The sequence below is a fragment of the Devosia sp. ZW T5_3 genome (assembly GCF_044987315.1).
Classification (GTDB): domain Bacteria; phylum Pseudomonadota; class Alphaproteobacteria; order Rhizobiales; family Devosiaceae; genus Devosia.
On record NZ_JBJDRE010000020.1, the window covers coordinates 1 to 26,509 of the forward strand.

At 64.6% G+C, this 26,509-nt stretch carries 20 protein-coding genes; 15 read left to right on the forward strand and 5 right to left on the reverse strand.

What is annotated here, in order from left to right; all coding sequences use genetic code 11:
- The 7 genes from ACI3KW_RS20265 to ACI3KW_RS20295 all read left to right on the forward strand — a co-directional run.
- A partial coding sequence (locus ACI3KW_RS20265) for a glycoside hydrolase/phage tail family protein (protein ID WP_404849588.1) occupies positions 1–2,627 on the forward strand: 2,627 nt, incomplete at its 5' end.
- Positions 2,620–3,375 carry a glycoside hydrolase family 108 protein gene (locus tag ACI3KW_RS20270; protein ID WP_404849589.1) on the forward strand — a complete coding sequence of 252 codons (756 nt, stop codon included), beginning with the start codon at positions 2,620–2,622 and terminating at the stop codon, positions 3,373–3,375. The genes ACI3KW_RS20265 and ACI3KW_RS20270, both read left to right, overlap by 8 nt.
- A gap of 67 nt (positions 3,376–3,442) precedes the next feature.
- A complete protein-coding gene (locus tag ACI3KW_RS20275; RefSeq protein WP_113123002.1) occupies positions 3,443–3,736 on the forward strand; it encodes a hypothetical protein in 294 nt (97 codons plus the stop codon).
- Positions 3,737–3,758: 22 nt separating this feature from the next.
- Positions 3,759–4,418: a response regulator transcription factor gene (locus ACI3KW_RS20280; RefSeq protein WP_113123003.1), complete on the forward strand. Its 660-nt coding sequence runs from the start codon at positions 3,759–3,761 to the stop codon at positions 4,416–4,418.
- Positions 4,419–4,421: 3 nt separating this feature from the next.
- Complete coding sequence (locus ACI3KW_RS20285; RefSeq protein ID WP_404849590.1) at positions 4,422–5,813, forward strand: sensor histidine kinase; 1,392 nt, start codon at positions 4,422–4,424, stop codon at positions 5,811–5,813.
- A gap of 57 nt (positions 5,814–5,870) precedes the next feature.
- Positions 5,871–6,353: a hypothetical protein gene (locus ACI3KW_RS20290; protein ID WP_113123005.1), complete on the forward strand. Its 483-nt coding sequence runs from the start codon at positions 5,871–5,873 to the stop codon at positions 6,351–6,353.
- A gap of 89 nt (positions 6,354–6,442) precedes the next feature.
- Complete coding sequence (locus ACI3KW_RS20295) at positions 6,443–7,621, forward strand: hypothetical protein (protein WP_404849591.1); 1,179 nt, start codon at positions 6,443–6,445, stop codon at positions 7,619–7,621.
- Here ACI3KW_RS20295 and ACI3KW_RS20300 read toward each other — a convergent pair.
- Positions 7,618–9,585 (reverse strand): FAD-dependent oxidoreductase, encoded by a 1,968-nt coding sequence (locus ACI3KW_RS20300; RefSeq protein WP_404849592.1) that lies wholly within the window; start codon positions 9,583–9,585, stop codon positions 7,618–7,620. The two genes, ACI3KW_RS20295 and ACI3KW_RS20300, sit on opposite strands and share 4 nt — an antisense overlap.
- Positions 9,582–10,652: a hypothetical protein gene (locus ACI3KW_RS20305; RefSeq protein ID WP_404849593.1), complete on the reverse strand. Its 1,071-nt coding sequence runs from the start codon at positions 10,650–10,652 to the stop codon at positions 9,582–9,584. The genes ACI3KW_RS20300 and ACI3KW_RS20305 overlap by 4 nt, the downstream gene beginning before the upstream one ends.
- A gap of 93 nt (positions 10,653–10,745) precedes the next feature.
- Between ACI3KW_RS20305 and ccmI the strand changes: the two genes are divergently transcribed.
- The 8 genes from ccmI (at position 10,746) to ACI3KW_RS20345 (ending at position 21,753) form a co-directional block, all read left to right on the forward strand.
- Positions 10,746–11,864, forward strand: coding sequence for a c-type cytochrome biogenesis protein CcmI (gene ccmI / locus ACI3KW_RS20310; protein WP_404849594.1), 1,119 nt, complete (start codon positions 10,746–10,748; stop codon positions 11,862–11,864).
- Positions 11,861–12,337, forward strand: a complete 477-nt coding sequence (ccmE, locus tag ACI3KW_RS20315; protein ID WP_404849595.1) for a cytochrome c maturation protein CcmE — start codon at positions 11,861–11,863, stop codon at positions 12,335–12,337. The genes ccmI and ccmE overlap by 4 nt, the downstream gene beginning before the upstream one ends.
- Positions 12,337–14,310, forward strand: coding sequence for a heme lyase CcmF/NrfE family subunit (locus ACI3KW_RS20320; RefSeq protein ID WP_404849596.1), 1,974 nt, complete (start codon positions 12,337–12,339; stop codon positions 14,308–14,310). The genes ccmE and ACI3KW_RS20320 overlap by 1 nt, the downstream gene beginning before the upstream one ends.
- Positions 14,307–14,777 (forward strand): cytochrome c-type biogenesis protein CcmH, encoded by a 471-nt coding sequence (locus tag ACI3KW_RS20325; protein ID WP_404849597.1) that lies wholly within the window; start codon positions 14,307–14,309, stop codon positions 14,775–14,777. Before ACI3KW_RS20320 ends, ACI3KW_RS20325 begins: the two co-directional genes overlap by 4 nt.
- A gap of 167 nt (positions 14,778–14,944) precedes the next feature.
- Positions 14,945–16,489 carry a Do family serine endopeptidase gene (locus ACI3KW_RS20330; RefSeq protein WP_404849598.1) on the forward strand — a complete coding sequence of 515 codons (1,545 nt, stop codon included), beginning with the start codon at positions 14,945–14,947 and terminating at the stop codon, positions 16,487–16,489.
- Between the two features lie 60 nt (positions 16,490–16,549).
- A complete protein-coding gene (locus ACI3KW_RS20335) occupies positions 16,550–17,221 on the forward strand; it encodes a response regulator transcription factor (RefSeq protein ID WP_113123044.1) in 672 nt (223 codons plus the stop codon).
- A 3-nt stretch (positions 17,222–17,224) separates the two neighbouring features.
- Positions 17,225–18,634 (forward strand): ATP-binding protein, encoded by a 1,410-nt coding sequence (locus ACI3KW_RS20340; protein ID WP_404849599.1) that lies wholly within the window; start codon positions 17,225–17,227, stop codon positions 18,632–18,634.
- Between the two features lie 236 nt (positions 18,635–18,870).
- Positions 18,871–21,753, forward strand: coding sequence for a bifunctional [glutamine synthetase] adenylyltransferase/[glutamine synthetase]-adenylyl-L-tyrosine phosphorylase (locus ACI3KW_RS20345; RefSeq protein ID WP_404849600.1), 2,883 nt, complete (start codon positions 18,871–18,873; stop codon positions 21,751–21,753).
- Here the strand turns inward: ACI3KW_RS20345 and ACI3KW_RS20350 are convergent, their stop codons facing one another.
- The 3 genes from ACI3KW_RS20350 to pepN form a co-directional block, all read right to left on the reverse strand.
- Entirely contained in the window at positions 21,754–21,900 is a 147-nt protein-coding gene (locus tag ACI3KW_RS20350; protein WP_404849601.1) for a hypothetical protein, read from the reverse strand.
- A 32-nt stretch (positions 21,901–21,932) separates the two neighbouring features.
- Complete coding sequence (locus ACI3KW_RS20355) at positions 21,933–23,591, reverse strand: ATP-binding protein (RefSeq protein WP_404849602.1); 1,659 nt, start codon at positions 23,589–23,591, stop codon at positions 21,933–21,935.
- A gap of 180 nt (positions 23,592–23,771) precedes the next feature.
- A complete protein-coding gene (gene pepN / locus ACI3KW_RS20360; RefSeq protein ID WP_404849603.1) occupies positions 23,772–26,411 on the reverse strand; it encodes an aminopeptidase N in 2,640 nt (879 codons plus the stop codon).
- Positions 26,412–26,509 lie beyond the last annotated feature (98 nt).

A 26,509-nucleotide genomic window follows, 5' to 3' on the forward strand; every position in this document is an offset into this window, starting at 1 on the left:
GGCCACAAACGCCGATACCTGCGCCGCCGCCACGCCTGTCTGGACGGGCGGGGTCGCCCGACCAGACAGGCGTGGCGGCGGCGCAGGTATCGGCGTTTGTGGCCAACGGGTATCGGCAGATGGTGCTGCACTATGCCGGGATTGCCAAAGCGAGCGGGGCCGATGCGCTATTGATCGGCTCGGAAATGCGTGGACTGACGAGCGTGCGGGGGGCCGGCAACAGCTTTCCGTTTGTTGAGGCGCTGGTGGGGCTGGCGGCTGAAGCGCGGGCCATTGTGGGGGCTGCGACCAAGCTCAGCTATGCGGCCGATTGGAGCGAATATTCGGGCTATCAGCCGGATGGCGAGAAGTATTTTCATCTCGATCCGCTGTGGGCGAGCCCGCATATCGATGCGGTGGGCATCGACAATTACATGCCGTTGGCCGATTGGCGCGACGGGGCCGGGCATGCCGATGCCGCGCTCTCGGCCAATGGCTATGACCTGGAATATCTCAAGGGCAATATTGCCGGTGGAGAGGGGTTTGACTGGTATTATGCCAGCGAGGCCGACCGGGCGGCGGGCCTGCGGTCGCCGATCAGCGACGGGACTTACGGCGAACCTTGGGTGTGGCGCTTCAAGGATATCCGCAGCTGGTGGAGCCAGTGGCATCATGACCGGCCAGGTGGTGTGCGCAAGCCGACGCCGACGGGCTGGGTGCCGGGTAGCAAGCCAATCTGGCTGACCGAACTCGGGTGTGGCGCGGTCGATAAGGGGGCCAACCAGCCCAATATTTTCGGCGACGACAAGAGCGCCGAAAGCGGGCGGCCGTATTTTTCGAGTGGCTTGCCGGACCCGCTGATGCAGCGGCAGTTTTTGCGGGCACATCAAAACTACTGGCGCGATCCGGCCAATAATCCGGCCGGTATGATCGACGTGTCGCGGGTGTATCTCTGGACCTGGGATGCGCGGCCCTATCCGGCATTTCCGGCACAGGTGGACGTGTGGGCCGATGGCCCCAACCATCGCACGGGTCATTGGCTGACGGGACGGCTGGGTGGGCTGGCCAGCGATGAATTGGCAACGGCGATTGCGAGTGAGCATGGCGTGGCGCTGACGGCGGAACCGGCGGCGCCGTTTGTGTCGGGCTATGTGCTGGGTACGGCCACGACCGGACGGGAGGCGCTGGAACCACTGCTCGAAGCGACGGGGCTGAGCCTGCGCAGTACGGTGGATGGCCTGCATGCCGGGGTGGCGCGACGGGTGCATACACTGACGCTTGATCCATTGCAGTTGGCGGCCGGGGAAGGGCCGACACTGTCGCGGCGGCGCGGTGATGCCAGGGAGGCACCGGGGCGGCTGGCGCTAAGCTATGTCGATCGGGAGCGCGATTATCTGACCGGCACGGTGACGGCTTTGGCCAAGGCGGATGGTCCGCTGGTGGGCGAGGCGGTGGCGCTGGTGCTGGATGGGGCGGCTGCGCGGCTGGCAGCCGAGCGGGTGCTCGATAGCCGGGCAGCGGCGCGAGAGACGTTGGATTTTGCCCTGCCGCCGTCTTTGCTGGCGCTGCAGCCGGGCGATCTGATTGCCATTGCTGGGCTGGCCGAGGGGCCGTTCGAGATCGCCGAAATTCGCGATGGATTGAGCCGGCAGATCAAGGCGCGGACCCTGCCGAGCAATACGTCGGTGGCAACGGCGATTGATCGGCCGCTGGCACCGGGCGGCGGCGAATTTGTCGAAGTGCTGCCGCTGGTGGCCCTGGCGCATCTGCCGCCATTGCCGGACGACCCGGGACGGTCGCGGCTGGTGGTGGCGGGCTATGCGCAGCCATGGCCGGGGCATTTGCTGGTGACCGACGAGACGACGGGTGCTGCAGTGGCGGATCTCACCCGGCGAGCGGCAATCGGGGAGACGGTCGCGGCATTCGACATAGGGCCCCTGGGTATCTGGGACCTGGGCAATGCGATCGAGGTGAGCCTGCTGAGCGGGCATCTGGCCGCAGTGGACGAACTGGCCGTGCTGGCGGGCAGCAACCGGATTGCGGTCGAGAGCGGGGGCAATTGGGAGGTCATCGGCTTTGAGGTGGCCGATCTGGTGGCGCCGGGGCATTTCCGGCTCAGCCGGTTGTTGCGGGGGCTGGAGGGAACGCAGCCCGTGGCGGCGGCGGCCGGATGCCGGGTGATCGTGCTGGACGACCGGGTGGTGAGCCTGCCGGTCGAGCCGCAGTTGTTGGGCGAGGAACGGGCGTTCCGCATTTATGCGGGCAGCAGCGATGTGACGGGCACGGTGTGGCCGGTCACGACCGGGATGGCTCCGGCACTGCCGTTGCCGCCGGCGCAATTGCGGGCGCGGCGGGCGCCGGATGGCAGCGTGATCCTGTCATGGCTGCGGCGCAGCCGGGCGGATGGGGATGGCTGGGGCGCGGTGGAATCCCCGCTTGAGCATCAGCCGGAGGCGTATCGGGTGGCCATTATGAATGGGTCGATGCTGGGGCGCACGCTGACCAGCGCCACGCCAGCGGTGAGCTATGGGGCGGCCGAGCAGATGGCCGATTTTGGCGCTCTGCCGGCCGGTTTTGGATTCAGCGTGGCGCAGATCAGTTCAGTGCTGGGCGTGGGGCATGTCGCGACAGGAGAATTTCATGGCTAGGACGCGCTTTGACATCTGCCTCGACGAGGTGCTGCGGCATGAGGGCGGCTATGTGGACCACCCCAGTGATCCCGGCGGGGCGACCAATCTGGGGATCACGCACAAGACGCTGGCGCGCTGGCGCAATATCTCGCCGTGGTGGAACCTGCCCAAGGCCGAGGTGAAGGCCCTGGGACGGGCTGAAGCGGCGCGCATCTATCGGGCGAGTTATTGGGATCGCAGCAAGGCCGGAAACCTGCCTTCGGGGCTCGACCTGGCGCTGTTCGATTTTGCCGTCAATTCCGGGCCGGACCGAGCAGTCCGCACGCTGCAGGCCGAATTGGGCGTGCTGGCCGATGGTCAGGTCGGGCCGCTGACGCTGGCGGCAGTGCGGGCGCGGGAGGTGGCAGGACTGATCACGGCACTCTGTGACCGGCGGCTTGGCTTTCTCAATCGGCTGTCGACTTTCCCCACTTTCGGCAAGGGCTGGACCAATCGTGTTGCGGCGGTCCGCAAGGCGGCGCTGGCGGCTGCGGGCACGCCTCTTGCCCCGATTTCACCTTCTTCAAACTGGAGCATCGCTGTGGATTTTCTCAACGGATACAAAACCTATGTCGTCGCCGTCATCATGCTGTTGGCAGCCGCTGCGCAATTGCTGGGGGTCGAGTTGCCGGCACTGGACGGGGCCTCGGCCGGGCAGATGATTATGGAAGCGCTTGCCATAATTTTCCTGCGCAAAGGACTTAAAGGGGATATCGGCAAGGCGTGACCCACACCAACTGGACATGACCGCCATATTCATGTCCCATTCAGCAACGCCGCCATAGATTGCCCTCATGAAAACCTTGATCATGAAATTGCTGTCCGCAACCGTCCTTGCCCTGGCCATCGGCTTTGCCGCTACCGGCACGGCGAGTGCCCAGGCATGCCTCGATAAGCGGCAGATCCAGGAAGCGGTGTCGTCCGGGCAGATCGTCTCGCTCGATGCCGTGCTGGCATCGGCGGGCGTCGACAGCAGTGTCGAGGTGCTCAATGTGCAGGTATGTGACCAGGGCGGCCGGTTGGTCTATATTATCGGCGTGCTGAGCCGCGACGGTCAGGCCCAGAATCTGGTTCTGAACGCGCAATAACACGGCATCCGGGGGGCCATCGATGCGAATTCTGGTTGTCGAAGACGATACCAATCTCAATCGCCAGATCAAGGAAGCGCTGACCGAATCCGGTTATGCGGTCGATGTGGCCTTTGACGGCGAGGAAGGCCATTTCCTCGGCGATACCGAACCCTACGACGCCATTGTGCTGGATATCGGCCTGCCACGCATGGACGGGCTGAGCGTGCTCGAGGAATGGCGCCGGGCGGGCAAGACCACCCCGGTGCTGCTGCTGACGGCGCGCGATCGCTGGAGCGACAAGGTGCAGGGGATCGATGCCGGCGCCGATGATTATGTCGCCAAGCCCTTCCACATGGAAGAAGTGCTGGCGCGCCTCCGTGCGCTGGTGCGCCGCGCGGCGGGCCTAGCCTCCAACGAAATCGTTGCCGGATCGGTGCGGCTGGATTCGCGCTCGGGCAAGGTGACGGTGGGTGGCCAATCGGTCAAACTCACCAGCCATGAATTACGCCTGTTGAGCTATCTCATGCATCACAAAGGCAAGGTGATCTCGCGGACCGAACTGACCGAGCATCTCTACGATCAGGATTTCGACCGCGACAGCAACACGATCGAAGTGTTCGTCGGCCGGCTGCGCAAGAAGCTGCCGGAGGATTGCATTCAAACGGTCAGAGGCCTCGGCTATCAGATCGCCGAGGACTAGCCAGTGCTGGGTGGCCTGATGCGCAAGGGCTCCATTGCGGCATCGCTGTTCTGGCTGTCGGCGGGATGGCTGATCCTGGCGCTGGTGGCCACCGGCTTCCTGCTGACCGACCTTTATTCGCGCGCGCTCGACACCTCGCTATCGCAGACGCTGGAATTTCACGTCGAGAGCCTGACCGGCGCCCTGCTCGAGGCAGGCGATCCGGTGAGCCCGGAAATCGCGCTGACCGATCCGCGGTTCGACCGGCCGCGCTCGGGCTGGTATTGGGCCATCCGCGACGCCAACGGCACGCTCTATAATCTGTCGACATCGGTGGTGGGCATAGACTTGCCAGTGGTGACGGGCCCGCCCGATGTGCTGGGCCGTCGCACGGCCGTGATGGACGATGTGTTTGGCACCCGCATGCGCGTGGTCGAGCGGGCGGTGACGGTGGCACCAACCACCTATCAGATCGTGGTCACCGGCAATCTCAGCGAAATCCTTGAACTGGTGGACGATTTCCGCGGCCAGGCCTTTATCGTGCTCGGCGCGGTCTGCGTTATGCTGGCGGTGATGAGCTTCATCGTCGCTCGCTTCGCCCTGCGGCCGATTTCCCGGCTCAGCAAGGCCATCGAAAATGTCCGCTCCGGTGACACGGGCGTGGTGGCGGGCACCTATCCGCGCGAGATTGCGCCGCTGGCCGAGGAGGTCAACGAGTTGCTGCGCTCTAATGCGCAGATCATCGAGCGGGCGCGTAACCAGGTGGGCAACCTGGCCCATGGGCTGAAGACGCCGATCGCGGTGCTGCGCAATGAGGCGGGCGCCAAAAAGGGCGTGCTGGCCGATGTGGTGCTGGCCGAAAGCGACAAGATGAGCACCATGGTTGCGACTTATCTGGAGCGGGCGCGGCTGGCGGCGCGCACCTCCGTGGTTGGCAAGCGGGCCGACGCCACCATGGTCATGCTGCGGTTGACCCGGGTCATGAGCAAGATCCATCCCGACGTGACGGTCGCCTTTCAGCGGCCCGATGCCTCGCTACCCTGGTTCCGGGGCGACGAGGCGGATCTGGAGGAAATGGCGGGCAATCTGCTCGACAATGCCTGCAAATGGTCCAAGGGGCAGGTGGGGGTGCGGCTGGACGCCGAGCGGGGCGATACGGGCACCATTCTGCTGATCCGTATTGACGACAATGGCGCCGGCCTCTCCGAGGAAGACGCCCAGAAAGTGTTGCGTCGCGGTGTCAGGCTGGACGAGAAAACGCCGGGCAGCGGGCTGGGACTCGATATCGTCAAGGAATTGGTCGATGTCTATGGCGGCAGCCTGGAGCTGAAACGCTCGGCTTTGGGCGGTCTTCTGGTAGAATTGCGCTTGCCGACGGCCCGGCTGGGCTCAATGGCCAAACCGGTTGCAAGTTGACGCATTTTAGCCGCAATACATCAACAAGAGCCACTGACCGATAACGAGAACCAAGACATGAACCGTATCGCCCTTCTCGCCACACCGCTGTTTGCCTTGACCTTGGCCGCCTGCGCCAGCACGGCGCCGACTGCGCCGATCCAGCAGGCGCCGATCGTGGCAGCCCCGGCGATCGTGATGCCGAATGTGCCCACCCCGGCCCAGACCACCCAGCAGGCCCTGGCGACCACCAGCGTTGCCAATGGCTTTGTCGACTCGGCCGCCCTGGCCTCGATGACGGCAAAGGATTCCGCCGAAGCCAATAGCGCCCAGTTCTATGCGCTGCAGTTCGGCCGCCCCGGCGCACCGCGCCAGTGGGCTGGCGACAAGGGCACGACCGGCTCGGTGTCGGTGGGCCCCTATGTCCGCGTGAACAATCTCGATTGCCGCGACTTCACCCACTCGGTGAAGGTCAACGGCCAGGATTTCACCAAGAAGGGCACCGCCTGCCGCGAGCAGAACGGCAATTGGGCCGTGGTGCCGGGCTCCGGCGCCGCCTGATCGATCTGCTGATCGCAGCGGGCAGGTAAGGATTGTTTACCAAGCCACGATAGGGTTTGGGGAGATTTGCTTCCCAAACCGACCGCGTGATGTCCCAAGCCACCAACCACCCCGCTGATGCCGCCGAACCGCGCCAAGCTGCGCGTGGCGATGCCTCGCCGTCCCAGCCTTTTGCCGGGTTGATCGATGCGGTGATTGTGGACGATCCCGTGGTGTTTCCCTTTCCGGGCTCGGTGGCGCGCAGCCAGGCCGCGGCGGTGTGGACCTGGGTCAATCGCGATCTCTGCGGGGATATCGATATCGCCGACCTCGACGCTGCCATGCCGCAAGTGCTGGCGCGCATGCGGGACGCCGTGGCGGGTGCTGATGCCGATTTCGACTCGGGCCGCCGGCTGCGCGCTGCGCTGGGTAATGACGAGGCGCGTGCCGCCCTGCCGGTCATCATGGGAGCGCTGCGCAATCGCGCCGTGCTCGACAAGGCGCAGGCCTTTGGCCGCGCGGTCAATACCATTGCCGACGAGACGGCGCTGAGCACGGCCATCCATTCCATGCCCCTGCAGGATCCGCCGCTCGCGGCGCTGCTGTTCCATGCGGCCATGGGGCAGATCACCAATCCGACCCGGGTGGTCGGGGCGATCATCCGCCTGTCGGGCAATTCCAATGAGGGTACGGTAGCGCGGGCCGGCTTCGGGCCGGTGATCGACGCCATTCTGGCCCATGCGCAGAACCAGCTCCATCTGCTGCAGCCCACGGGGCCGTTCTCCGATATCGACCTGATGTGCCGGGCGCTGGACCGTTTTCACCGGCTGATCCGGGCGCTGACCGGTAATATCGAATTCGCGCGCGGCAGCCGCTGGTCGATGGTACTGTCGACCCTGACCAAGCAAATCTCCGACCGTGTTGAACCGCGGCTCAAGGATGTGGTGCCCGATATCAACCAGGCGCTGCGCAAGCCGCGCGAGGGTGCCGACCGGCTGGATAATGACCGGCTGCTGGCGGCGCTGAACGGAATTTATCTGCTCTCGGCGATCCGCGATTGTCGCGACAGCCTGGCGCTCAATGCGCTGTTCGATCAGGCCTGGAGCCAATCAGGACAGACGCTGGAAATGCACCTGCAGCGTAATCTCGAATTGCTGCGGCAGAACCCGGCCGATGCCATCGTCGGCACGCGGATGGAAGCGGGCATCAAGATGGCCGAGATCCGGTTCAACCCCGAATATGCCGAAACACTCCGCCGCGCCCGCGCCGCGGCCGAGCGACGGGGCTAAGCCACTTCCTCCACATACGGCGTCACCAGCCGGATTGCGATGGCGCGGCCATGGTCGCGTAGCGAGAGCGTTTCCGGCGCCTGCCTTGTAACGAGGGCGATGGCGCCTTTGTCGCTGCTGCGCAGGATGACGCCGATGGCATGTTGCGGGTCGTGGTCGCTGGAAGACCGGTGGATGAGGCAGCCGGGGTCGAGTATGCGTGGTTCGACCGGCGCGACCAGCCAGAGTTCGGCACCGTTGCCAAAGCGAGCAGCGAGGAAGGCCGGCACGAGGGGCGGCTTGATCGGCTGACGCGGCGGGGCGGCGCTGGTGCCAATGACCACCATGCCGACGCGCTCTTGAGCGACAATGCCAGCGCTATCAGCCGGGATGACGCCTAGTTGCACACCCGCGGCTATGGCTGCGATATCGAGGGGTCGCGGCGTGTCGGCCAGCGACCAGAGGCGCGGCTTTTTGCGCCAGGATAGGCGGGCTTTGGTCGGCGTCTGCGGACACTCGATCAGCCGCACTCCGCCGTCGAGCATGGCTGGTGCTGCCACTTCGGGCGTAAGTGGCCCGATCGGGCAGGGGGCGTCCGGCGTTTCGTGGATCGCGTCGATGATGACTTCACGCACCGGCTTGCGGTCGCGGCCCAGCAGCATGTCCACGGCATCAGCGCCGCTATCGATGGCGGCGTGACGGCTGAAATAGCCGGCCGCCGAACCGGCAAGGGTGACGCCGCTGGGACCTTCCAAGGGTTCCAGCCGGTTGGCTTGGGCGTTCCATTGGCTGTGCCCGCCGGCCATGTGCCAGAGCGTGAGATCGGGCTGCCAGCCGCCGCAGATGATCAGACGGTCGGCGCTGAACTGGGCGTCTGGCGTGGTCTGCCGCCCGGCGGACAGGTGCGACGTCAGGGTGATGCCCCGGCCGTTGTTTGTGGCCGCCGATGCGGGCAGAAAACCCGGCGCCATGGTGATGCCATAGGCTTTGGCGAACTCGATGAACCGCGATTGCGGCTGCGGCCTGGCGTCGAGAATGCGGGTGACCGATATTCCGGCATCGCGGGCCAGCATGGCGAGGCGATAGGCCGGGCTGCTGGCGGTGGCGATCACCGCGGTCCGGCCCGGCCACACGCCATAGTGGCTGGCCAGCTCGAAGGCTTCGAGCGTGCCCATGACGCCGGGCAGGCGATTGCCGGGGAAGATTGGGAGGCGCTCGATGGCGCCGGTTGCGAGGATGATGCGGGGTGCGTGGATCAGGACGGCATGGCCCTCGGCGGCATCGACGATATGGGTTCGGATGAGACCCGGTCGCAGGGCGGTAACTTCGGCGCCGAGTTGGACGGCGATGCCTGCTTTGATGATGGCGGAGGATAGGCGCTCGATGCTCTGGTCGGGCGTTTCCTCGCCATCCTGCGTACCGAACAGGCGAGAATGGCCGCCGAGCACTGATGAGGCCTCGATCAATATGACCGAGAGGCCCGCCTTGCTCCCCGCCAATGCTGCCGCCATTCCGGCAACGCCGCCGCCGACCACGACGAGGTCGTATTCCAGTTCCGTTTCGGTGGGGCTATCGAGCCAGGGTTGGGCGAGGCTTTGCCCGCCATCGAGCTTGAGGCCGAGCGAGCAGGCGGGGCGGAGGATGCGGCCGAGCAGGCCGTGCCGCTGGGCTGGATCAGCAACGGTGAGATAGTCCGCGCCTTCGGTGACTGGCACCCGGGCCATGGGAAGGGCGCGTTGCGCTCCGCCGGCCCGGTGCGCGGGAATGATGGGCGGGGCGAAGCGGGCGCTGAGCGCCATGGGCCAGCCGCCGCGTTGGCCGACTGTGTCGATACCCGCTGCCAGCGCGGCGCTGAGCACGCTATCGCCGGCAAAGGCCTCGATGATCCTGCCGTCGAGCCGGAATTTGAGCGGCTTGCTGCGGTCGATGAGGCTGCCGGAAAATTGGTGTGTGGCTGCTGCCAATCGATTGGGCTGGCCGGTCATGGCATTGCCTCCAGCGGTGCGGCATATTCCGCAACCGGCGAGGTGTGGGCCGAGCGCGTGACCAGCCGGGCTGCCAGCCACCGATTTTCGTCTTCCGTTGCAACGCCTGCCAGCCAGCGGGCGAGGGCGGGCGCAAAGAACATGCCGCTGGGCCCGAAACCGGCCAGTACATCGGCGCCGCTGCCATCAATCCTGCCGGCGGCGGGTGCGCCGTCGCGTGTGGCGAGGCTCTCATATTGCGATTGGCCGGCGCGGTGCACCACGCCGCCGAGCAGCGCGCTCACTTCGCCAAGCACATGATCCATCAGCCCAGTGCCAAAGGCTACGATGCCGCTTTCCGGGCGCTGCCAGAGGGTGAGCCCGCTATCGATTTCGAGCATGACCGGCGCGGCGATCCGCCTGGTCGGCTCGGTGAGGATGGTCGTGGCGGGCCGGCGCAGCAGCAAAGCGGGCCAGCTTTCGGCGGGTAGATGACGCAGGATCGCCGCATCGTCGGCCAGCACGCATTGCGTTACAGATATAGCCGTTTCCCCGGCGCGGATTTCCCCGCTGCCATCGGCACGGACCATGACGTCACTGCGCGGATCGAGTATGTGCACGCCTTGCTGCAGCATCCATCGGTCGAGCGCCGGTTCGACTACGACGCGGTGGATCATGGTGGCGTCGCGGAACACTACGCCCTCGCGCCCTTTGGCCAGGGCACTGGGCCGCAGTTTTTCGACGGCGAGGCCAAAGCCCTCGGCCATGTGCCGAATATGGGCGAGCGCCTGTTGTCCCTCGGCGCCGTCGGCGAACAGCACCGGATCGAGACGGCTGCAACTGGCCCGGCCGCCGATTCGGGTGATCAGCTTTTGCACCAATGGTTGCGCCGCCCGCAGCAGGGCCCAACTCTCCGGCCGGGTCAGCGGCGCAATCGATAGATCGAGATCGCGCGGCAGGCGGAAACCGGATTGGCTTTCCCCGGCAAAAACCACCGATTTGACATGCGTTCCGGCCAGCAGCCCAGCGATCAGCCGCGCTTGCGGGGTGCTGCCCAGAATGGCGAAATCGGCTTGGATCTGGCTCATGCCGACAGGTGCCAGGCCTGTGGCAATGCGTCCGGCTCAATGATGTGTGTGAGGGTAGCTTTTCGCTGTATTCGGCCTATAGATGGCGCGTTCTTGCCGCTGGGCGGCGTCAAGCATTTGGGATCCATGCTGTTCTGGTTCATCGCCATTGCCGTTACCGCCATAGCCTGCGCCGCACTTTTTTACGCGGCGGGTGGACGCGCGGTCAACGTGAGCGCGCCGGAAACGGGGGATAGCAACAGCCATTTTCGTCTGGTGCTCGCCGGAATCGATGCGGACCTGGCCGCCGGCAAGCTGGGCGAGGCCGAAGCCAATGCCGCCAGAAGCGAATTGGCGCGCGAAATCATTCGACTCAAAGCGGAAACCGGCAAGACCATCGCCGCTGGTGACCTGGGGCGCACGCCGCTTCTGGTAGGGCTGGCCGGCATCGCCATCCTGGCCTTTGCCATCTATGCCGCGCTGGGCAATCCGAACCTGCCCAGCCAACCCTTGGCCGGCCGCACCGAGATCGCCACCCAGTCGCTCGATCTTGGAACGGCCGTCGCTCGCATCGAGCAGCAATTGGCTGCCAAGCCCGATGACGTACGCGGCTGGGCGGTAATTGCGCCCGCCTATACCGAAATGGGCCGCTTTGCCGATGCAGCGAAGGCCTATCGCCGGGTCATCGAATTGAGCGGCCCCACGCCGAAACTGCAGACCAGCCTGGCCGAAGCGCTGCTGCTTGACTCCAATGGTGCGGGCTCGGACGAAGCCATGACTTTGCTGCGTGCAGCGTCGGTCAGTGATCCCAGCGATCCGCTGCCCCGGCTTTATCTGGCGGCCGAGCTGACCCGCACCGGGCAATATGACGAGGCGGCCACGGCCTGGCAGGGCGCATTGGCGCTGTCCCAGGGGACCGAGCCCTGGCTGGCCGCGGCGCAGCAGGGGCTGGCCGTTGCCCAGAATGATGGCGCACCCGCTGGGCCCAGTCCCGGCGAATCCCAGATGATCGCCCAGATGGTGGGCGGACTGGCCGACCGGCTGGCTTCGCAAGGCGGTTCGGTCGAGGAATGGACGCAATTGGTGCGCGCCTATCTCGTGCTTGGCGACAAGGCGCAGGCCCAGATGGCCTATGACGATGCCGTCGTGGCCTATCCAAAGGCATTCGATCGTGGTGAACTGGATTCCATCGCGCTCAATGCCGGACTGACCCTGAATGGAGCGACCCCATGAGCATGCCTGCCGCCATCCGCAAAAAGGGCTGGTCGCGCAAGCAGAAGCGGCTCGCCATCATCGCCGGGCTCGCTGTGGTCGTGGCGCTGGCGACCACACTGGTGCTGGTGGCTCTGCGTGACCAGATCGTGTTTTTCTATTCCCCCTCCGATGTCATCGCGCGCGATGTTGCGCCGGGCCATCCCATCCGGCTGGGCGGCATGGTCAAGGACGGAACCTGGACCCGCAGCGGGCAGGACAATACCTTCACCGTCACCGATGGCGGGCATGACATTGTCGCGCACTATACCGGCATCCTGCCCGATCTGTTCCGCGAGGGGCAGGGCGTGGTGGCCGAAGGCAGCATGACGCCCGAAGGCGGCTTTACCGCCACCAATGTGCTGGCCAAGCATGACGAGAATTACATTCCCAAGGAAGTCGTCGAAGCGCTGAAGGCGCAGGGCGAATGGCGGCCGGAGGCAACTGGCAACTGATGAGCATCGAACTCGGCCACTTCGCCCTCATCCTCGCCTTTGCCGTCGCCACGGTCTCCACCATTGGCGGCTACATATTCTGGCGGCGGGGGCAGCGCGTTGCGCTGGTGTTGAGCCAGGGCGCGGTGTTGCAATTCGTGCTGGTGGCGGCGGCCTTCGCGGCGCTGATTCAGGCCTTCATCACCTCCGATTTCAGCCTGGCGCTGGCGGTCAACAATTCGCATTCGCTCAAGCCTTTGATCTACAAAATCTCCGGTGTCTGGGGCAATCATGAAGGCTCCATGGTGCTGTGGATCCTGATCCTCGTGGCGTTCGGGGCCATGGTGGCAACCTTTGGCCGGCGCCTGCCATCTGATCTGATGACGCTGGTGCTGGCGACGCAAAGCCTGCTGGTCGCGGCCTTTGGCGGGTTTACGCTGTTCACCTCCAATCCCTTCGCCCGCATGGTGCCGCCCCCGCTTGAGGGCAACGACCTCAATCCAGTGCTGCAGGATATTGGCCTCGCCATACATCCGCCGCTGCTTTACGCGGGCTATGTCGGCTTCTCGATCTGCTTTTCCTTTGCCATTGCGGCGCTGATTTCGGGCCGCATCGATCAGGCCTGGGCGCGCTGGGTGCGGCCCTGGACCATGCTGAGCTGGACCTTCCTGACGCTGGGCATCGCTATGGGCTCCTACTGGGCCTATTACGAACTGGGCTGGGGCGGCTGGTGGTTCTGGGACCCGGTGGAAAATGCCAGCTTCATGCCGTGGCTGGCGGGAACCGCGCTACTGCATTCGGCGCTGGTGATGGAAAAGCGCAACGCCCTAAAAATCTGGACGATCTTTTTGTCCATCATCACCTTCTCGCTGTCGCTGCTCGGCACCTTCCTCGTGCGTTCGGGCATCCTGACATCGGTGCACACCTTTGCCAGCGATCCGACGCGGGGCCTCGTCATCCTGGCGCTGCTTGGGCTGGTCATTGGCGGTGCGTTCTTCCTCTTTGCGCTGCGGGCATCCTCGCTGCGCCAGGGTGGGCTGTTTGCGCCGGTCAGCCGCGAAGGGGCGCTGATCGTCAACAACCTGTTCCTCGCCACGGCCGTCGGTGCGGTGCTGGTCGGCACGCTCTATCCGCTGCTGCTCGATGCGCTGGTGGGCACGACCATTTCGGTCGGGGCACCCTTCTTCAATCTCACCTTTGGTGCGCTGATGGCGCCGCTATTGGTGGTGTTGCCCTTCGGGCCCTTCCTCGCCTGGAAGCGGGCCGACATCATGGCCGCCGCGCAGCGCCTGATGGGCGCGGCGGCTTTGGCGATCTTTCTCACCATCCTGATTTCGGCGCTTGGCGGCATTTCGATTTCGCTGGCGCCACTGGGTCTGCTGCTCGGCTTCTGGGTGGCTTTCGGCGCCATTGCCGAACTGGTGGATCGCAGCAAGCTGGGCCGCATTCCGCTGGGCGAAAGCTGGCGCCGTCTGGCGGGCCTGCCGCGCTCGGCCTTTTCCACGGCCATCGCGCATTTCGGCATGGGCGTCACCGTGCTCGGCATCGTCGCCACGACAGCCTGGGAAACCGAATTGGTCACCACGCTCAATCCGGGCGAGACGGCCGAGCTATCGGGCTATTCCATCGCCTTTGACAGTTTCGGCCAGACCGCCGGGCAGAACTATGTCGCCGATGAGGGTCATTTCACCATCACCGCGCCCGATGGCAAAACGCGCCCGATGATCGCGGAACGCCGCACCTATGTCGCCACCGGCACGCCGACCACCGAAGCGGCCATCGAGACCTACGGTTTCTCCCAGCTCTATCTGCAATTGGGTGAACCGCTCGACGATACCCATGTGCTGCGGGTCTGGTACAAGCCCTATATCACCCTGATCTGGCTGGGCGCCTTGCTGATGGCCGGAGCCGGCTTCCTGTCGCTGACCGACCGGCGCATGCGCGTCGGTGTGCCCAAGCGGGTTGCGCAGGCAAATCCGGAGCCGGCCGAATGACCTGGCTCCGCGCGCTTATGTTCGGACTGGCCATGAGCCTGGCTCTCCCCGCGCTGGCGGTGGGGCCGGGCGAAGTCCTGCCCGATCCGGTGCTGGAGCAGCGCGCCCGCGATATCTCGGCGGGCTTGCGGTGCCTTGTCTGCCAGAATCAATCCATCGACGACAGCGATGCGGATCTCGCGCGCGACCTGCGCGTGCTGGTGCGCGAGCGACTGGTGGCCGGCGATAGCGATGAGCAGGTGCGTCAATATCTGGTCGATCGTTATGGCGAATATGTCCTGCTCAATCCACGCGTCAACGAACACACCATCCTGCTCTGGGTGGCGGCGCCCCTGCTGTTGCTGGTGGGGCTGGGCACACTGGTAATTGCCGCGCGGCGACGCAGCCCTGCCGATGACGCTGATCTGGATGATGACGAAGCCGCGGTGCTGGCTGAACTGCAAGACGGGAACGACCGCGCCGATTGAGCGTTTTGCCGGGCCCCGCGGAGTGTGGCGGAACCTTGATGAAAGCCCGCCGCATTCCCGCCAGCAACATTGCGAAACCTTAATGTTGGCGCAACATCTTAGAAAGATCGCGGGGCTCATAACCATCGCTATAAGCTGTTGAGGCTTGCCCAAGGAGATTGAATTCCATGCGCCCGACTATTCTTTCGCGTACCCGCCGCTGGCTCGGAGCTTCGACCCTGGCTCTCATGGTGGGCATTGGTGGCGTCAGCACCGCCTATGTTCTGACGGGCCAGGTGGCCAACGCCCAGGTTCAGCCGGCGGCGCAGATCGTCGTGCCCCCGACCGCAGTTCCCCAGGCCGGCTTTGCCGATCTGGTCGAGGCCGTCAAGCCCGCCGTGGTCTCCATTCTGGTCGAAGCCCAAGATAGCTCCGCGCCCCGCAACGTGCAGCGTGGCGGCGGCCAGTTCCAATTCCAGTTCCCCGACCTGCCGCCAGATCACCCGTTCCATGATTTCTTCAATCAGTTCGGCAACGGGCAGGGCGGTGGCAATGGCCCACAGGGTGGCGCTCCTGAGCAGGAGCCGCGCCGCTACATGGCAGCCGGTTCGGGCTTCGTGATCTCCGGCGACGGCTATATCGTCACCAATAATCACGTCGTGGCCGACGCCACCAAGGTGACCGTGGTGTTCGATGACGGCACCGAAAAGGAAGCCAAGATCGTCGGCACCGACGAGCGTACCGATCTGGCCGTGGTCAAGATCGAAGGCACCGATCTGCCCTTCGTCAAATTCGACGAAGCACCGCCCCGCGTCGGCGATTGGGTGGTGGCTATCGGTAACCCGTTCGGCCTCGGCGGCACAGTGACGGCCGGCGTGATCTCCGCCTCCGGCCGCAATATCGGCGGCTCGAATTACGGCGATTTCCTACAGATCGACGCTGCGGTCAATAGCGGCAATTCCGGCGGCCCGGCCTTTAACAGCAAGGGCGAAGTGGTCGGCGTCAATACCGCCATCTATTCGCCCAATGGCGGCAATGTCGGTATCGCCTTTGCCATCCCCGCTGCCACGGTCAAGGCCATTGCCGGCCAGTTGATCGAAAGCGGCTCGGTGACCCGCGGCTATCTCGGCGTGTCCATCCAGGACGTGACCCGTGATATCGCCGATGGCGTGGGCCTCGCCAATGCCAAGGGCGCTATCGTGCGCGATGCGGCTCCCGATGGTCCTGCCGGTCCGGCTGGCGTCAAGTCCGGTGATATCATCACCGCCGTTGACGGCACCCCGATCGACGATGCGCTCGGCCTCAGCCGCACCATTGCCAACAAGGCACCGGATTCCACTGTCGAGCTGACCATCTGGCGCGACGGCAAGGAAACCAAGCTGTCGGTCAAGCTGGGCAAGCTGAACGAAGAGGTCGCCCAGAACGAGCAGAACACCCCGACGCCGCCGGCTCCGGTTGCGCCCACACCGTCCAGCGTTGGCATCACCCTGGTGCCGAACTCTGACGGCTCGGGCGGTCTGCTGATCCAGGACGTCGATGCCGATAGCCAGGCTGCCTCCAAGGGCCTCGCCGTTGGCGACTCCATCCTCGAAGTCGACAACAAGCCGGTATCCTCGGTGCAGGAATTTGAATCGGCGCTGGACGCGGTCAAGGCCCGTGGGCTCAATACCGCCCTGGTCAAGGCCAGCCGCGATGGCGAAGCCCGCTTCATCGGCCTGCCGCTCGGCAACTAAGCCAAATCCGGCCCCGGAGTTTAGTCCGGGGCCGTCTTCTCAATCTGGATGGAGTGTGCGGTGAAGATTTTGCTCATCGAAGATGATCGCGAGGCCGCGAGCTATCTCATCCAGGCGCTCGATGAAGCCGGACACATCACCCACCACGCCGCTGATGGCGAAACCGGTTATGCCATGGCCTCGGGCATGGACTATGACGTGCTGATCGTCGACCGCATGCTGCCGCGCCGCGATGGCCTGTCCATCGTCGAGAGCCTGCGCGCCGAAGACGACAAGACTCCCGTTCTCATTCTCTCGGCCCTTGGCGAAGTCGACGACCGCGTGACCGGCCTGCGCGCCGGCGGCGACGATTATCTGACCAAGCCCTATGCCTTTACCGAATTGCTGGCCCGCATCGAAGTGCTGGCGCGCCGCTCCAGCCCCGCCGAAGCGGCCACCAGCTATGAGGTTGCCGGCCTGCAACTGGATCGGCTCTCCCGCAAGGTCGAGCGCGATGGCGAGACCATCCTGCTCCAACCGCGTGAATTCCGCCTGCTCGAATATCTGATGAAGAATGCCGGCAAGGTGGTGACGCGCACCATGCTGCTCGAGAACGTCTGGGACTATCACTTCGACCCCCAGACCAATGTCATCGACGTGCACATGTCGCGCCTGCGCTCCAAGATCGACAAGGGCCATGCCTCCCCGCTGCTGCATACCGTGCGCGGCGCCGGCTACATGATCCGCGAGTAGATATTGAACCGCTTCGTCCAACTCTGGCGCACATCGACGGTCCGGCTGACGGCGACGTTCATCCTGATCTTCGTCATCTTTGCCATTATGCTGCTGGCCTTTATCGGCTGGCAGTCCAGCGTGCAGATTCAGCGCCAGCAAAGCGATGACATCGACCGCGAAGTACGGCTGTTCCAGCGCATGGATGCCAATCAGAGCATTCGCGCCCTGGCCTTCGCGGTGGAGCGGATCTCCCGCCAGCCCGGCCCCGGCGTCTATTATCTGGGCGACGCAACCGGGCAGTATCTACTGGGCAACATGACCGATGTGCCGCCCGAAGTGCTGATCACGCCCGGCGTCTACAGCTTTGCCTATGAGCGGTCCAATCCGCTCGCCGAATCCGGCCTGCCCGATATCCGCCCGCCACGGTCGGGCTATGCCCTGGTTCGCTCGGTGGAATTGAGCAATGGCCTGCGCCTCGTGGTGGGGCGCGACGTGGTGGAGCGGCGCGGCTATTCGGCCATCATCATCCAGAGCTTCATGTTCGGCGTGCTGGGCATTATCCTGTTCTCGCTGATTGCCGGCGGGGTCACCGCGCGCCGCGTGCTGCGTCGCATCGACACCATCCGCGACACCTCCACCAAGATCATGTCGGGCAATCTCTCCGAACGCATTCCGATCACTAAGCGGCAGGACGAGTTCGACGGCCTCGCCACCAATCTCAACGCCATGCTTGATCGCATCGAAGCCCTGCTGCAGGGCCTCAAGGAAGTGACCGACAATGTCGCCCACGACCTCAAGACGCCCCTGACGCGCCTGCGCAACCAGGCCGAGTCGGCGCTGCGCGACGGCGCCAGCGACCAGTCGCGACAGGCCGCGCTCGAAACCACCATCGCCGAGAGCGACCGCCTGATCCAGACCTTCAATGCCCTGCTGATGATCGCCCGCGCCGAAGCCGGCGCCCCTTCCGGCGCCTTCAGCGATGTCGATATCAGCGCCGTCGTGGCCGATGTAGCCGAGCTTTACGGCCCGGTAGCCGAGGACGAGGGCATTGTGGTCGAAACCGCTATTGCCGAAGGCGTCCACCTGCGGGCCAATCGCGAACTGATCGGCCAGGCTATGGTCAACCTGCTCGAAAATGCCGTCAAATACGCCAAGCCCGAAGGCGAAGGCACGGGCCGCATCAATGTGGGCCTGCGCACCGATGGCGGACGCGTGCTGATCGAAGTGGCCGACAATGGCCCCGGCATTCCCGAGGAAGACCGCAAACGGGTGCTGGAACGCTTCGTCCGGCTGGAAAAAAGCCGCTCCGAAACGGGGTCCGGCTTGGGGCTCTCGCTGGTGGACGCGGTGACGCGGCTGCATGGCGGGACCTTCCGGATCGAAGACAATGCCCCTGGCGTCCGCGCCGTGATCGATCTACCAGGCGCCTAGCCCTTTCTTCCCCTCGCCCCTTGAGGGAGAGGGACGGCATTTCTGCGTTCAGCAGAAATGACAGGGTGAGGGGTTCTGCGCCCGCCCATGCTTGGATGCTTGCAGCAACACCCCCTCATCCCAACCGAATTCGCAAACGCGAATTCGGTGAACCTTCGGGCACCTTCTCCCTCAAGGGGAGAAGGAAGAAGCGCCCACGGCTTGCTCGCGTCACGTCCCCAAGCTATCCCTTTTTCATGGTCATTTCGCTCCGCTCCCTGCCGCCGATCGCTCATCCCCGTTTTGATGCCTGGCTCGCTGAGCTCCCGGCCGACCAACGCGGCATAATTGCCAACGCTGCCAAGACGCTGGGGCCGTTACTTGAATCAGCGCCCTATCTGCTCGACCTGGCACAGACCAATGCCGATTGGCTGGCCGGAGCCCTCTCCGACACCGCCGATGGCGCCTTTGCCGATATCACCGCCGCCGTCGAAACGGCGGGCCGTGAGGCCGCTGACGAGGCCGCGCTCTCACCCGTCCTGCGCATCGCCAAGGGCCGTACGGCCCTGCTGGCAGCAGTGGCCGAAACCGGCGGCGTCTGGACCACGGCACAAGCCACCGCTGCACTGTCCGACCTTGCCGACGCCGCCCTCGATGCAGCGCTGGATTTCCTGATGCGTCAGGCCAGCACCAAAGGGCTGTTGGCCATCCCGCCGGAGCGGGCCACCGCGGCACAGTCAGGCCTCGCTATCTTCGCCCTGGGCAAGCATGGCGGGCAGGAGCTGAACTATTCCTCCGATATCGACATCGTCGTCTTCTACGACCCCGACAAGGGTGTGCTTGCCAATCCGGCGGAGGCGACGAAGGTCTACTCTCGCATGATCCAGAAGCTGGTCGGGCTGATGGAGGAGCGGCGCGAGCATGGCTATGTCTTCCGCACCGATCTGCGCCTGCGCCCCGATCCGGGCTCGACGCCCGTCGCCATCTCCTTCGACGCCGCTTTGGCCTATTACGAAAGCCGCGGCCAGAATTGGGAGCGCGCCGCCTGGATCAAGGCGCGCGCCTGCGCCGGCGACAAGCAGGTGGGCGAAGCCTTCCTCAAGGAATTGGCGCCCTATGTCTGGCGCAAGCATCTGGATTTCGCGACCATTGCCGATATCCAGGCCATGAAGCGTCAGATCAATATCGCCAAGAATGTCGGCGATATCCGCGTCGAGGGCCACAACGTCAAGCTGGGGCGTGGCGGCATTCGCGAGATCGAATTCTTCACCCAGACCCAGCAATTGATCGCCGGCGGCCGCGACAAGGCTTTGCGCGTTAAGCCGACCGCGCACGCCCTCGCTGCGCTGGCTGACGCCAATTGGATCACGCCCAAGGCGTCGACCGAGCTGACCCAGACCTATTGGTACCTGCGCGCCGTGGAAAATCGCCTGCAGATGCTGCGCGACGAGCAGACCCATGTCATGCCCGCCACTGCCGATGAGGTCGCTATCATCGGCCGCCTGATGGGCGAGCCCGACCTGATCCAGTTTGAAAACGGCTATCGCGCGGCTTTAGAGCGCGTCGTCGGCTATTACTCCGAACTCTTCACCGAGGGCGAAACCCTGGGCAGCGGCGAAGGCAATCTGGTCTTTACCGGCAGCGATGACGATCCGGGCACGCTCGAAACCCTGGCCGCCATGGGCTTTGCCGATCCGCATCAGGCTATCGAAACCGTGCGCAAATGGCATTATGGCAGCTACCCTGCGACCCGCGCCTCTGCCGCCCGCGCCCACCTCACCGAATTGCTGCCGGCCCTGTTGGTGACCCTGGGCAACGCCGGCAATGCCGACGAAGCGCTGGCGCGCTTTGACAATTTCCTCTCGCGCCTACCGACCGGCGTCCAGCTCTTCGCGCTGCTGCGCAGCCATCCGCATCTGCGCACGCTACTGGTGCAGCTGCTGGCCTCGGCGCCGCGCATGGCCGAAGCGGTGATCCACCGCGCCCATGTCATGGATGGCCTGATCGACCCCGCCTTCGCCAATGACGTGACCCATCGCGACGTGCTGGTCGCCAAGGTCGACGCGTTCCTGGCCGAAGCGCGCTCCTATGAGGAAATCATCGACCGTGCACGCATTATCGGGCAGGAGCAGAAATTCCTCATCGCGGCAGGCCTGCTCTCGGGCACGGTCAGCGCCAGCGGGGCGGGGGAGCAGTTCACCGCCCTTGCGGAAACCCTGCTCAATCGCCTGTTCGGCAGCGTGCGCACCGAATTCGAACGCCGCCATGGCGCCATGCCGGGCGGCCGCGTGGCCCTGCTCGCCTTCGGCAAAATGGCCAGCCGTGAAATGACGGTGACCTCCGATCTCGATTTCATCCTGCTCTATGATGCGCCCGACGGGGAATCCACCGGCGACAAGCCGCTGAGCACCAATCATTACTATACTCGCCTCACCCAGCGCCTTGTCAGCGCCATCACCGCGCCCACCGCCGAAGGCGTGCTCTATGAGGCCGATATGCGGCTGCGGCCCTCCGGCAATGCCGGCCCGCTCGCCACGGCTATTGCTGGTTTCCGCGCCTATCATCGCGACAATGCCTGGACCTGGGAGCATCTGGCGCTCAGCCGCGCCCGCGTGATCGCCGCCGATGGCGATTTTGGTTCTCAGGTCGATGCCGCCGTTGGGCAGGTCATGGCCCAGCCGCGCGACGCCGCCACAACGATTGCCGATGTCGTCGCCATGCGGGCGCTGATGGCCAAGGAGCGTCCTGCCCGCCATGCCTTCGATCTCAAGCTCGCCAAGGGTGGCCTGGTCGATCTCGAATTCATCGCCCAATCCGCCCAATTGGTTGCTGGGGCGACCGTGGCGCTGCCGCAGGCTTTGACGGCGCAAGTCCTCGCCCGGCTCGGTCAGACGGGGCTGGTGCCGCAGGGCATGCGGCTGGCCGAAATCCACGAGGTCTATTCCACCGTGTTGCAGGTGATGAGCTCGGCCCTGGTCAGCCCGTTCAAGGAGGAGGCGTGGACCGCAGCCTTCAAGGAATTGCTGGCGGGCCTGACCCATTACCCCGATTTCGGGCGGCTGGAACTGGATTTGGCAGCCATGCGTGCTGAAGTGCAGGCAGCGGCCGATGCCTGGTATGAAAAGGCCAAGGGGCTGTAGCTAGTTCGGCCGGTTCCGCTCCGGAACGGCAAGGCCACGCTTTTCGATCTCGCGCTTGATCGTGTCGGGCATTTCCCGGCAGCCACAGGCAATGGCATGCGCCAGATGCCAGTCCACTCTTTGGTCGAGCGTCGGGTGCTCAGGCATGCGGTGGGTCTTATGCCAATCCCGGTTGAGCATCAGGCCGCGACCTCCAGCGCCTGGCTGGCGAGCTGCGCCGGCAGCGATATCGCCACAGTGGTCCCCAGCGAGGGGCTGGAATCAATCGCCAGCCGCCCCCCGCTCAGTTCGGCAATGGCGCGCGCAATCGAAATGCCCAGTCCGGGACCCACGCCATCGCGCGTAAAGGTGGCATCGCCAAGCGCGAAGGGCTGCGACAGCGAAGCCAGCCGCTCCTCATCCATGCCGATGCCGGTGTCGGTGATTTCGATCACCACGCCATCGGTGGCGGCGAAGGCGGCGAGGGTGATCCGGCCCCGCGCCGGGGTGAAGCGGATAGCGTTCTCAACGATATTGCCGACCATGCGCTGCAGCCCAAGCCGGTCGCCGGTGACGATGGCGCCGCAGCCTTGGCGCAGGGCAAAACTCACGCCGGCGCGCTGTGCCTGGCCGCGGAAGCGCTGCACCACGCTATCGAGCAGGGCGTCGACCGAGACGGGCTCGCTGCGCAATTCCTTACGGCCACCCTCAAGCTCCGCCAGATCAAGAATGGTGGCGAACGAAGCCAGCAGATGCTCGCCCGAGCTTTTGATTGAATTGACATAATCGGCATACCGCGCATCGCCCAGCGGCCCATAGGTCTGGTGCCGCATCAGCTCGGCAAAGCCGATAATGTGGTTGAGCGGCGTGCGAATATCGTGGCTGAGATGGGCGAGGAAATTGGTCTTGGCGTGGCTGGCGGCCTCGGCCCGCAGCTTTTCCTCGTGATAGCGCCGGGCCAGATGGCGTTGCTCCTCGCGGATCGCGGCGAGCAGGGTATCGGTGCGCTTGCGTTCGGTAATGTCGCTGACCAGCGTCATGAACGCGCCGTCGTCCAGCGGGCGTTCGTCGATCAGCAGGCATGAGCCGTCTTCGCCATGCAGCTCGAGCAGGCGGCTATGCTCGTCCTCGCTGATCGGTTTCATATAGCCCCGAGCGATCAGGCGTTTGACCGCATCATGATAGCTGACCTTGACGCCTGCCAGGTTCAACCGGTCGCGATAGCGATCATTGCAGACGATCAGCTCGCCCATCCGGGTCCAGCAGGCCACGCCCATGGGGATGGCGGCGGCCAGCGTCTGGTAATTCTGGCGCTGTAGCAGGTCAGGCATGCCTGCTCGACGGCGCCTGAATGCAACGAGCAGGGTGATGAGTGCGGCCAGCCCGAAGGCAACGCCGCTGCGGGTGGCCATGCCCGTCAAAGCCGGCATTTGCGCGGCTTCGAGAGCCAGCGTGCCATGCGAGCCCAGGGGCACGGCCTGGCCGAACAGGGTCGGTGCGGCGGCGTCAGCGCCGGTCAGGCTGGCCTTGATGATGCTGGCATAACGGCCCGCCGAGTCCTTGAGCGCCACTTCTGCGGATTCCGGGGAAACGTCGGCAATGTCAGCGGCGATGGCGGTGCCGATCATGGCCAGCTCGCGCTGCACGTCATCGAGGGTGCGAGCGCTGTCATAGATGAAAAACAGGGTCGCCGCGAGCAGCGAGGTCAGCGCCACGGCAGCCGTGATGGGAGAGACCCGGAAACGAGCGGCCAGAGAAGAGGGAGCGGCCACGCGGCCCTTGGGGCGGTCAAACTCGGACTGTACTTGGCCCGCGCCGAATCCTTCGGCGCCGGCGCCGGATTGCTCCGCCGACCGCATGGAATGCTCCTGTAAATGATATGGGTTTGCCCTAACCCGATTTGCCCTTAACAAAGCATGAATCAAGCCGGGGTGCCTTGTCCAGACCCCCCAATGGGGGCCTGGACGCCGTTGGGCAAATTCGAGAGTCGTTTGAATCACTTAGCGGCAGAAGAAAAATTCTTCTATTTTCCGCTTGCGTTACTCCGCCAGCATGCGCGCCAGGATATCGGCCGTGTTGCGGCTGAGCTTGCCGCCCGCCTGCAGCGCGGTAAGCGCGGAACGGGCTGCTTCGCGACGCTGCGGCTCCAGCATTTGCCAGATACGGAAGCCGGTCAGCACCCGTGCCGCGACCTGCGGATTGCGGGTGTCGATATCGGCCACGACGTCAGTAATGAAGCGGAACGCCGCGCCATCAGGACGGGTAAACTGCGCTGGATTGCTCATCACGAATGAGCCGAGCAGCGAGCGCAGCCGATTGGGATTGGACTTGGGGAAGTCGGGCGCCGCCAGGATTGCCTTGATGCGCTCCAGCACACCCTTATCCTGCGCCAGCGCCGACACCATCAGCCACTTGTCGAACACCAGCGGATTGGCGGTGAAGCGGGTGCGGAAATCGGCCAGCACGGTCGGCGCTTCCGCCGTCCAGGCGCTGCCCAAAATGGTTAGCGCCGCATAGCGGTCGGTCATATTGGTCGCTTCGCTATATTGTGTGGCGGCCAGGGCCGATGCACCCGCCGCCTCGCTACCGACCAAGAGCGCCAGAACCCGATTGCGCAGTGCGCGCCGGCCGGTGCTCGCAGCGTCCGGCTGATAGGGCAGGGTGCTCGACAGGTTGGTATAGGCAATCAACAGTTCCCGGCCCAGCGGGCCAAACACCGCCTTGGTCAAGACATTGCGGACCTCATGAATGCGGGCCGGGTCAATGTCCTTGCCGATGGTCCGCCCAATCAACGCCTCGCCCGGCAGGCCGAGGGCCAGCGCCTTGAACGCGTCGTCGAGGTCCTTGTTGGCCAGCGTGTCGGCCATGGCCCGGCTCAAGCCTGCAACCGCCGCATCCGACCAAGGCTTGCCCGTCGCTGCGTCCACCGCCAGCGCGGTCGCCACATCCTGCAAAGCCTGCCAGCGGCCATAGGGATCGCTGTCGTGCTGGGCGAGGAACAGGCGGTCGTCCTGCGTCAGATTGGTGTCGAGGTTCACCGGCGCCGAAAACTCGCGCAGCAGCGAGGGCACCGGCTTGTTGGCAATGCCCTTGAAGGTGATCTCGGCGCTGGCCTCGCGCAACACGATCATGTCGTCCCGCACCTCGCCGCCGCTCACCGCGCTCCAGCCCATCGGGCTGCCATTGGGGCCGATCAGCCCGAACTTGATGGGCAGCACCAGCGCCTGCTTGGTTGGCTGGCCCGGCGTCGGCAGCGTCTCCTGGCCCAGCTTGAGCGTATAGGTCTGGCTGACTGCATCATAGCTGTCGCTCATGGTCAGGCGCGGCGTGCCGGCCTGCAGATACCAGGTCTTGAACTGCTCAAGGTCTACGTCATTGGCTTCGGCAAACACGGCAAGGAAAGCCTCGATCGTGGTCGCGTCGCCGTCGTGGCGCTCGAAATAGAGGTCCATCCCCTTGCGGAAACCGGCTTCGCCCAGCAGCGTCGCCAGCATGCGGACGATCTCGGCGCCCTTTTCGTAGACGGTCGGCGTATAGAAGTTGTTGATCTCGCGATACTGGTCCGGCCGCGCCGGGTGGGCCAGCGGGCCGCCATCCTCGGGGAACTGCGCCGAGCGCAACGTCACCACATCCGAAATGCGCTTCACCGCCCGGCTGCGCTCGTCGCTGGTGAATTCCTGGTCGCGATAAACCGTCAGCCCTTCCTTGAGGCAGAGCTGGAACCAGTCCCGGCAAGTGATTCTGTTGCCAGTCCAATTGTGGAAATATTCATGTGCGATGACGCGCTCGATATTCTCATAATCGGCATCGGTCGCCGTTGCCGGCTGGGCGAAGACCAGCTTGTCGTTGAAGATATTGAGGCCCTTGTTTTCCATCGCGCCGAAGTTGAAATCGGAGACGGCGACGATGTTGAAGATGTCGAGGTCATATTCGCGCCCGAAGCGCTTTTCGTCCCAGGCCATCGAGCGCTTGAGGCTGTCCATGGCCCAATGGCATTGCTCTTCCTTGCCATGCTCGCAATAGATCGCCAGGTCCACCTTGCGGCCCGAGGCGGTGGTGAAGCTGTCGGTAATCGAGCCGAGATCCCCTGCCACCAGCGCGAAGAGATAAGCCGGCTTGGGGAACGGATCTTCCCACACCGCAAAATGCATGCCGTCGCCCGCATCGCCCTGACCCACCAGATTGCCATTGGCCAGCAGCACCGGCGCCAGGTCGCGCGGCGCTGTCATGGTGACTTTGAAGGTGGCCAGATTGTCGGGTCGGTCGAGATAATAGGTGATGCGCCGAAACCCTTCGGGCTCGCATTGCGTGCACCAGGTGCCGCTCGAGCGGTAGAGCCCCATCAGCTTGAGATTGCCCTCAGGCTTGAGCGTGACTTCGGTTTCCAGCACGAAGCGGCGTAGCGGCGGCTCGATAATGGTCAGGCCATCGTCATCGGCCGCATAGGCAACAAGCGCCAGCGGCGCGCCATCGATAGCAACCGAACTGAGCTTGAGCCCATCCCCGTCCAGCACCAACGGTGTGCCCGGTACCGTCTCGGCTTGCGGCTCGATAGTCAGCAGCGCACGCACCCGGGTCGTGTCGGCCAGAATGCGGAAATCGAGATCGACCGCCGTGATTTTGTAGGGGCTGGGGGCATAATCCTTGAGATAGATCGTGTGCTCGGTTTCCGTGCGCATGGCTACATCCAGTCACTGACAGTCTGAAAATAAGTGTGTCTGCCCGGCTACAGCAGACTCGGTTCTTTGGTGTATCTTAACGGGCTCGCGACTGCATC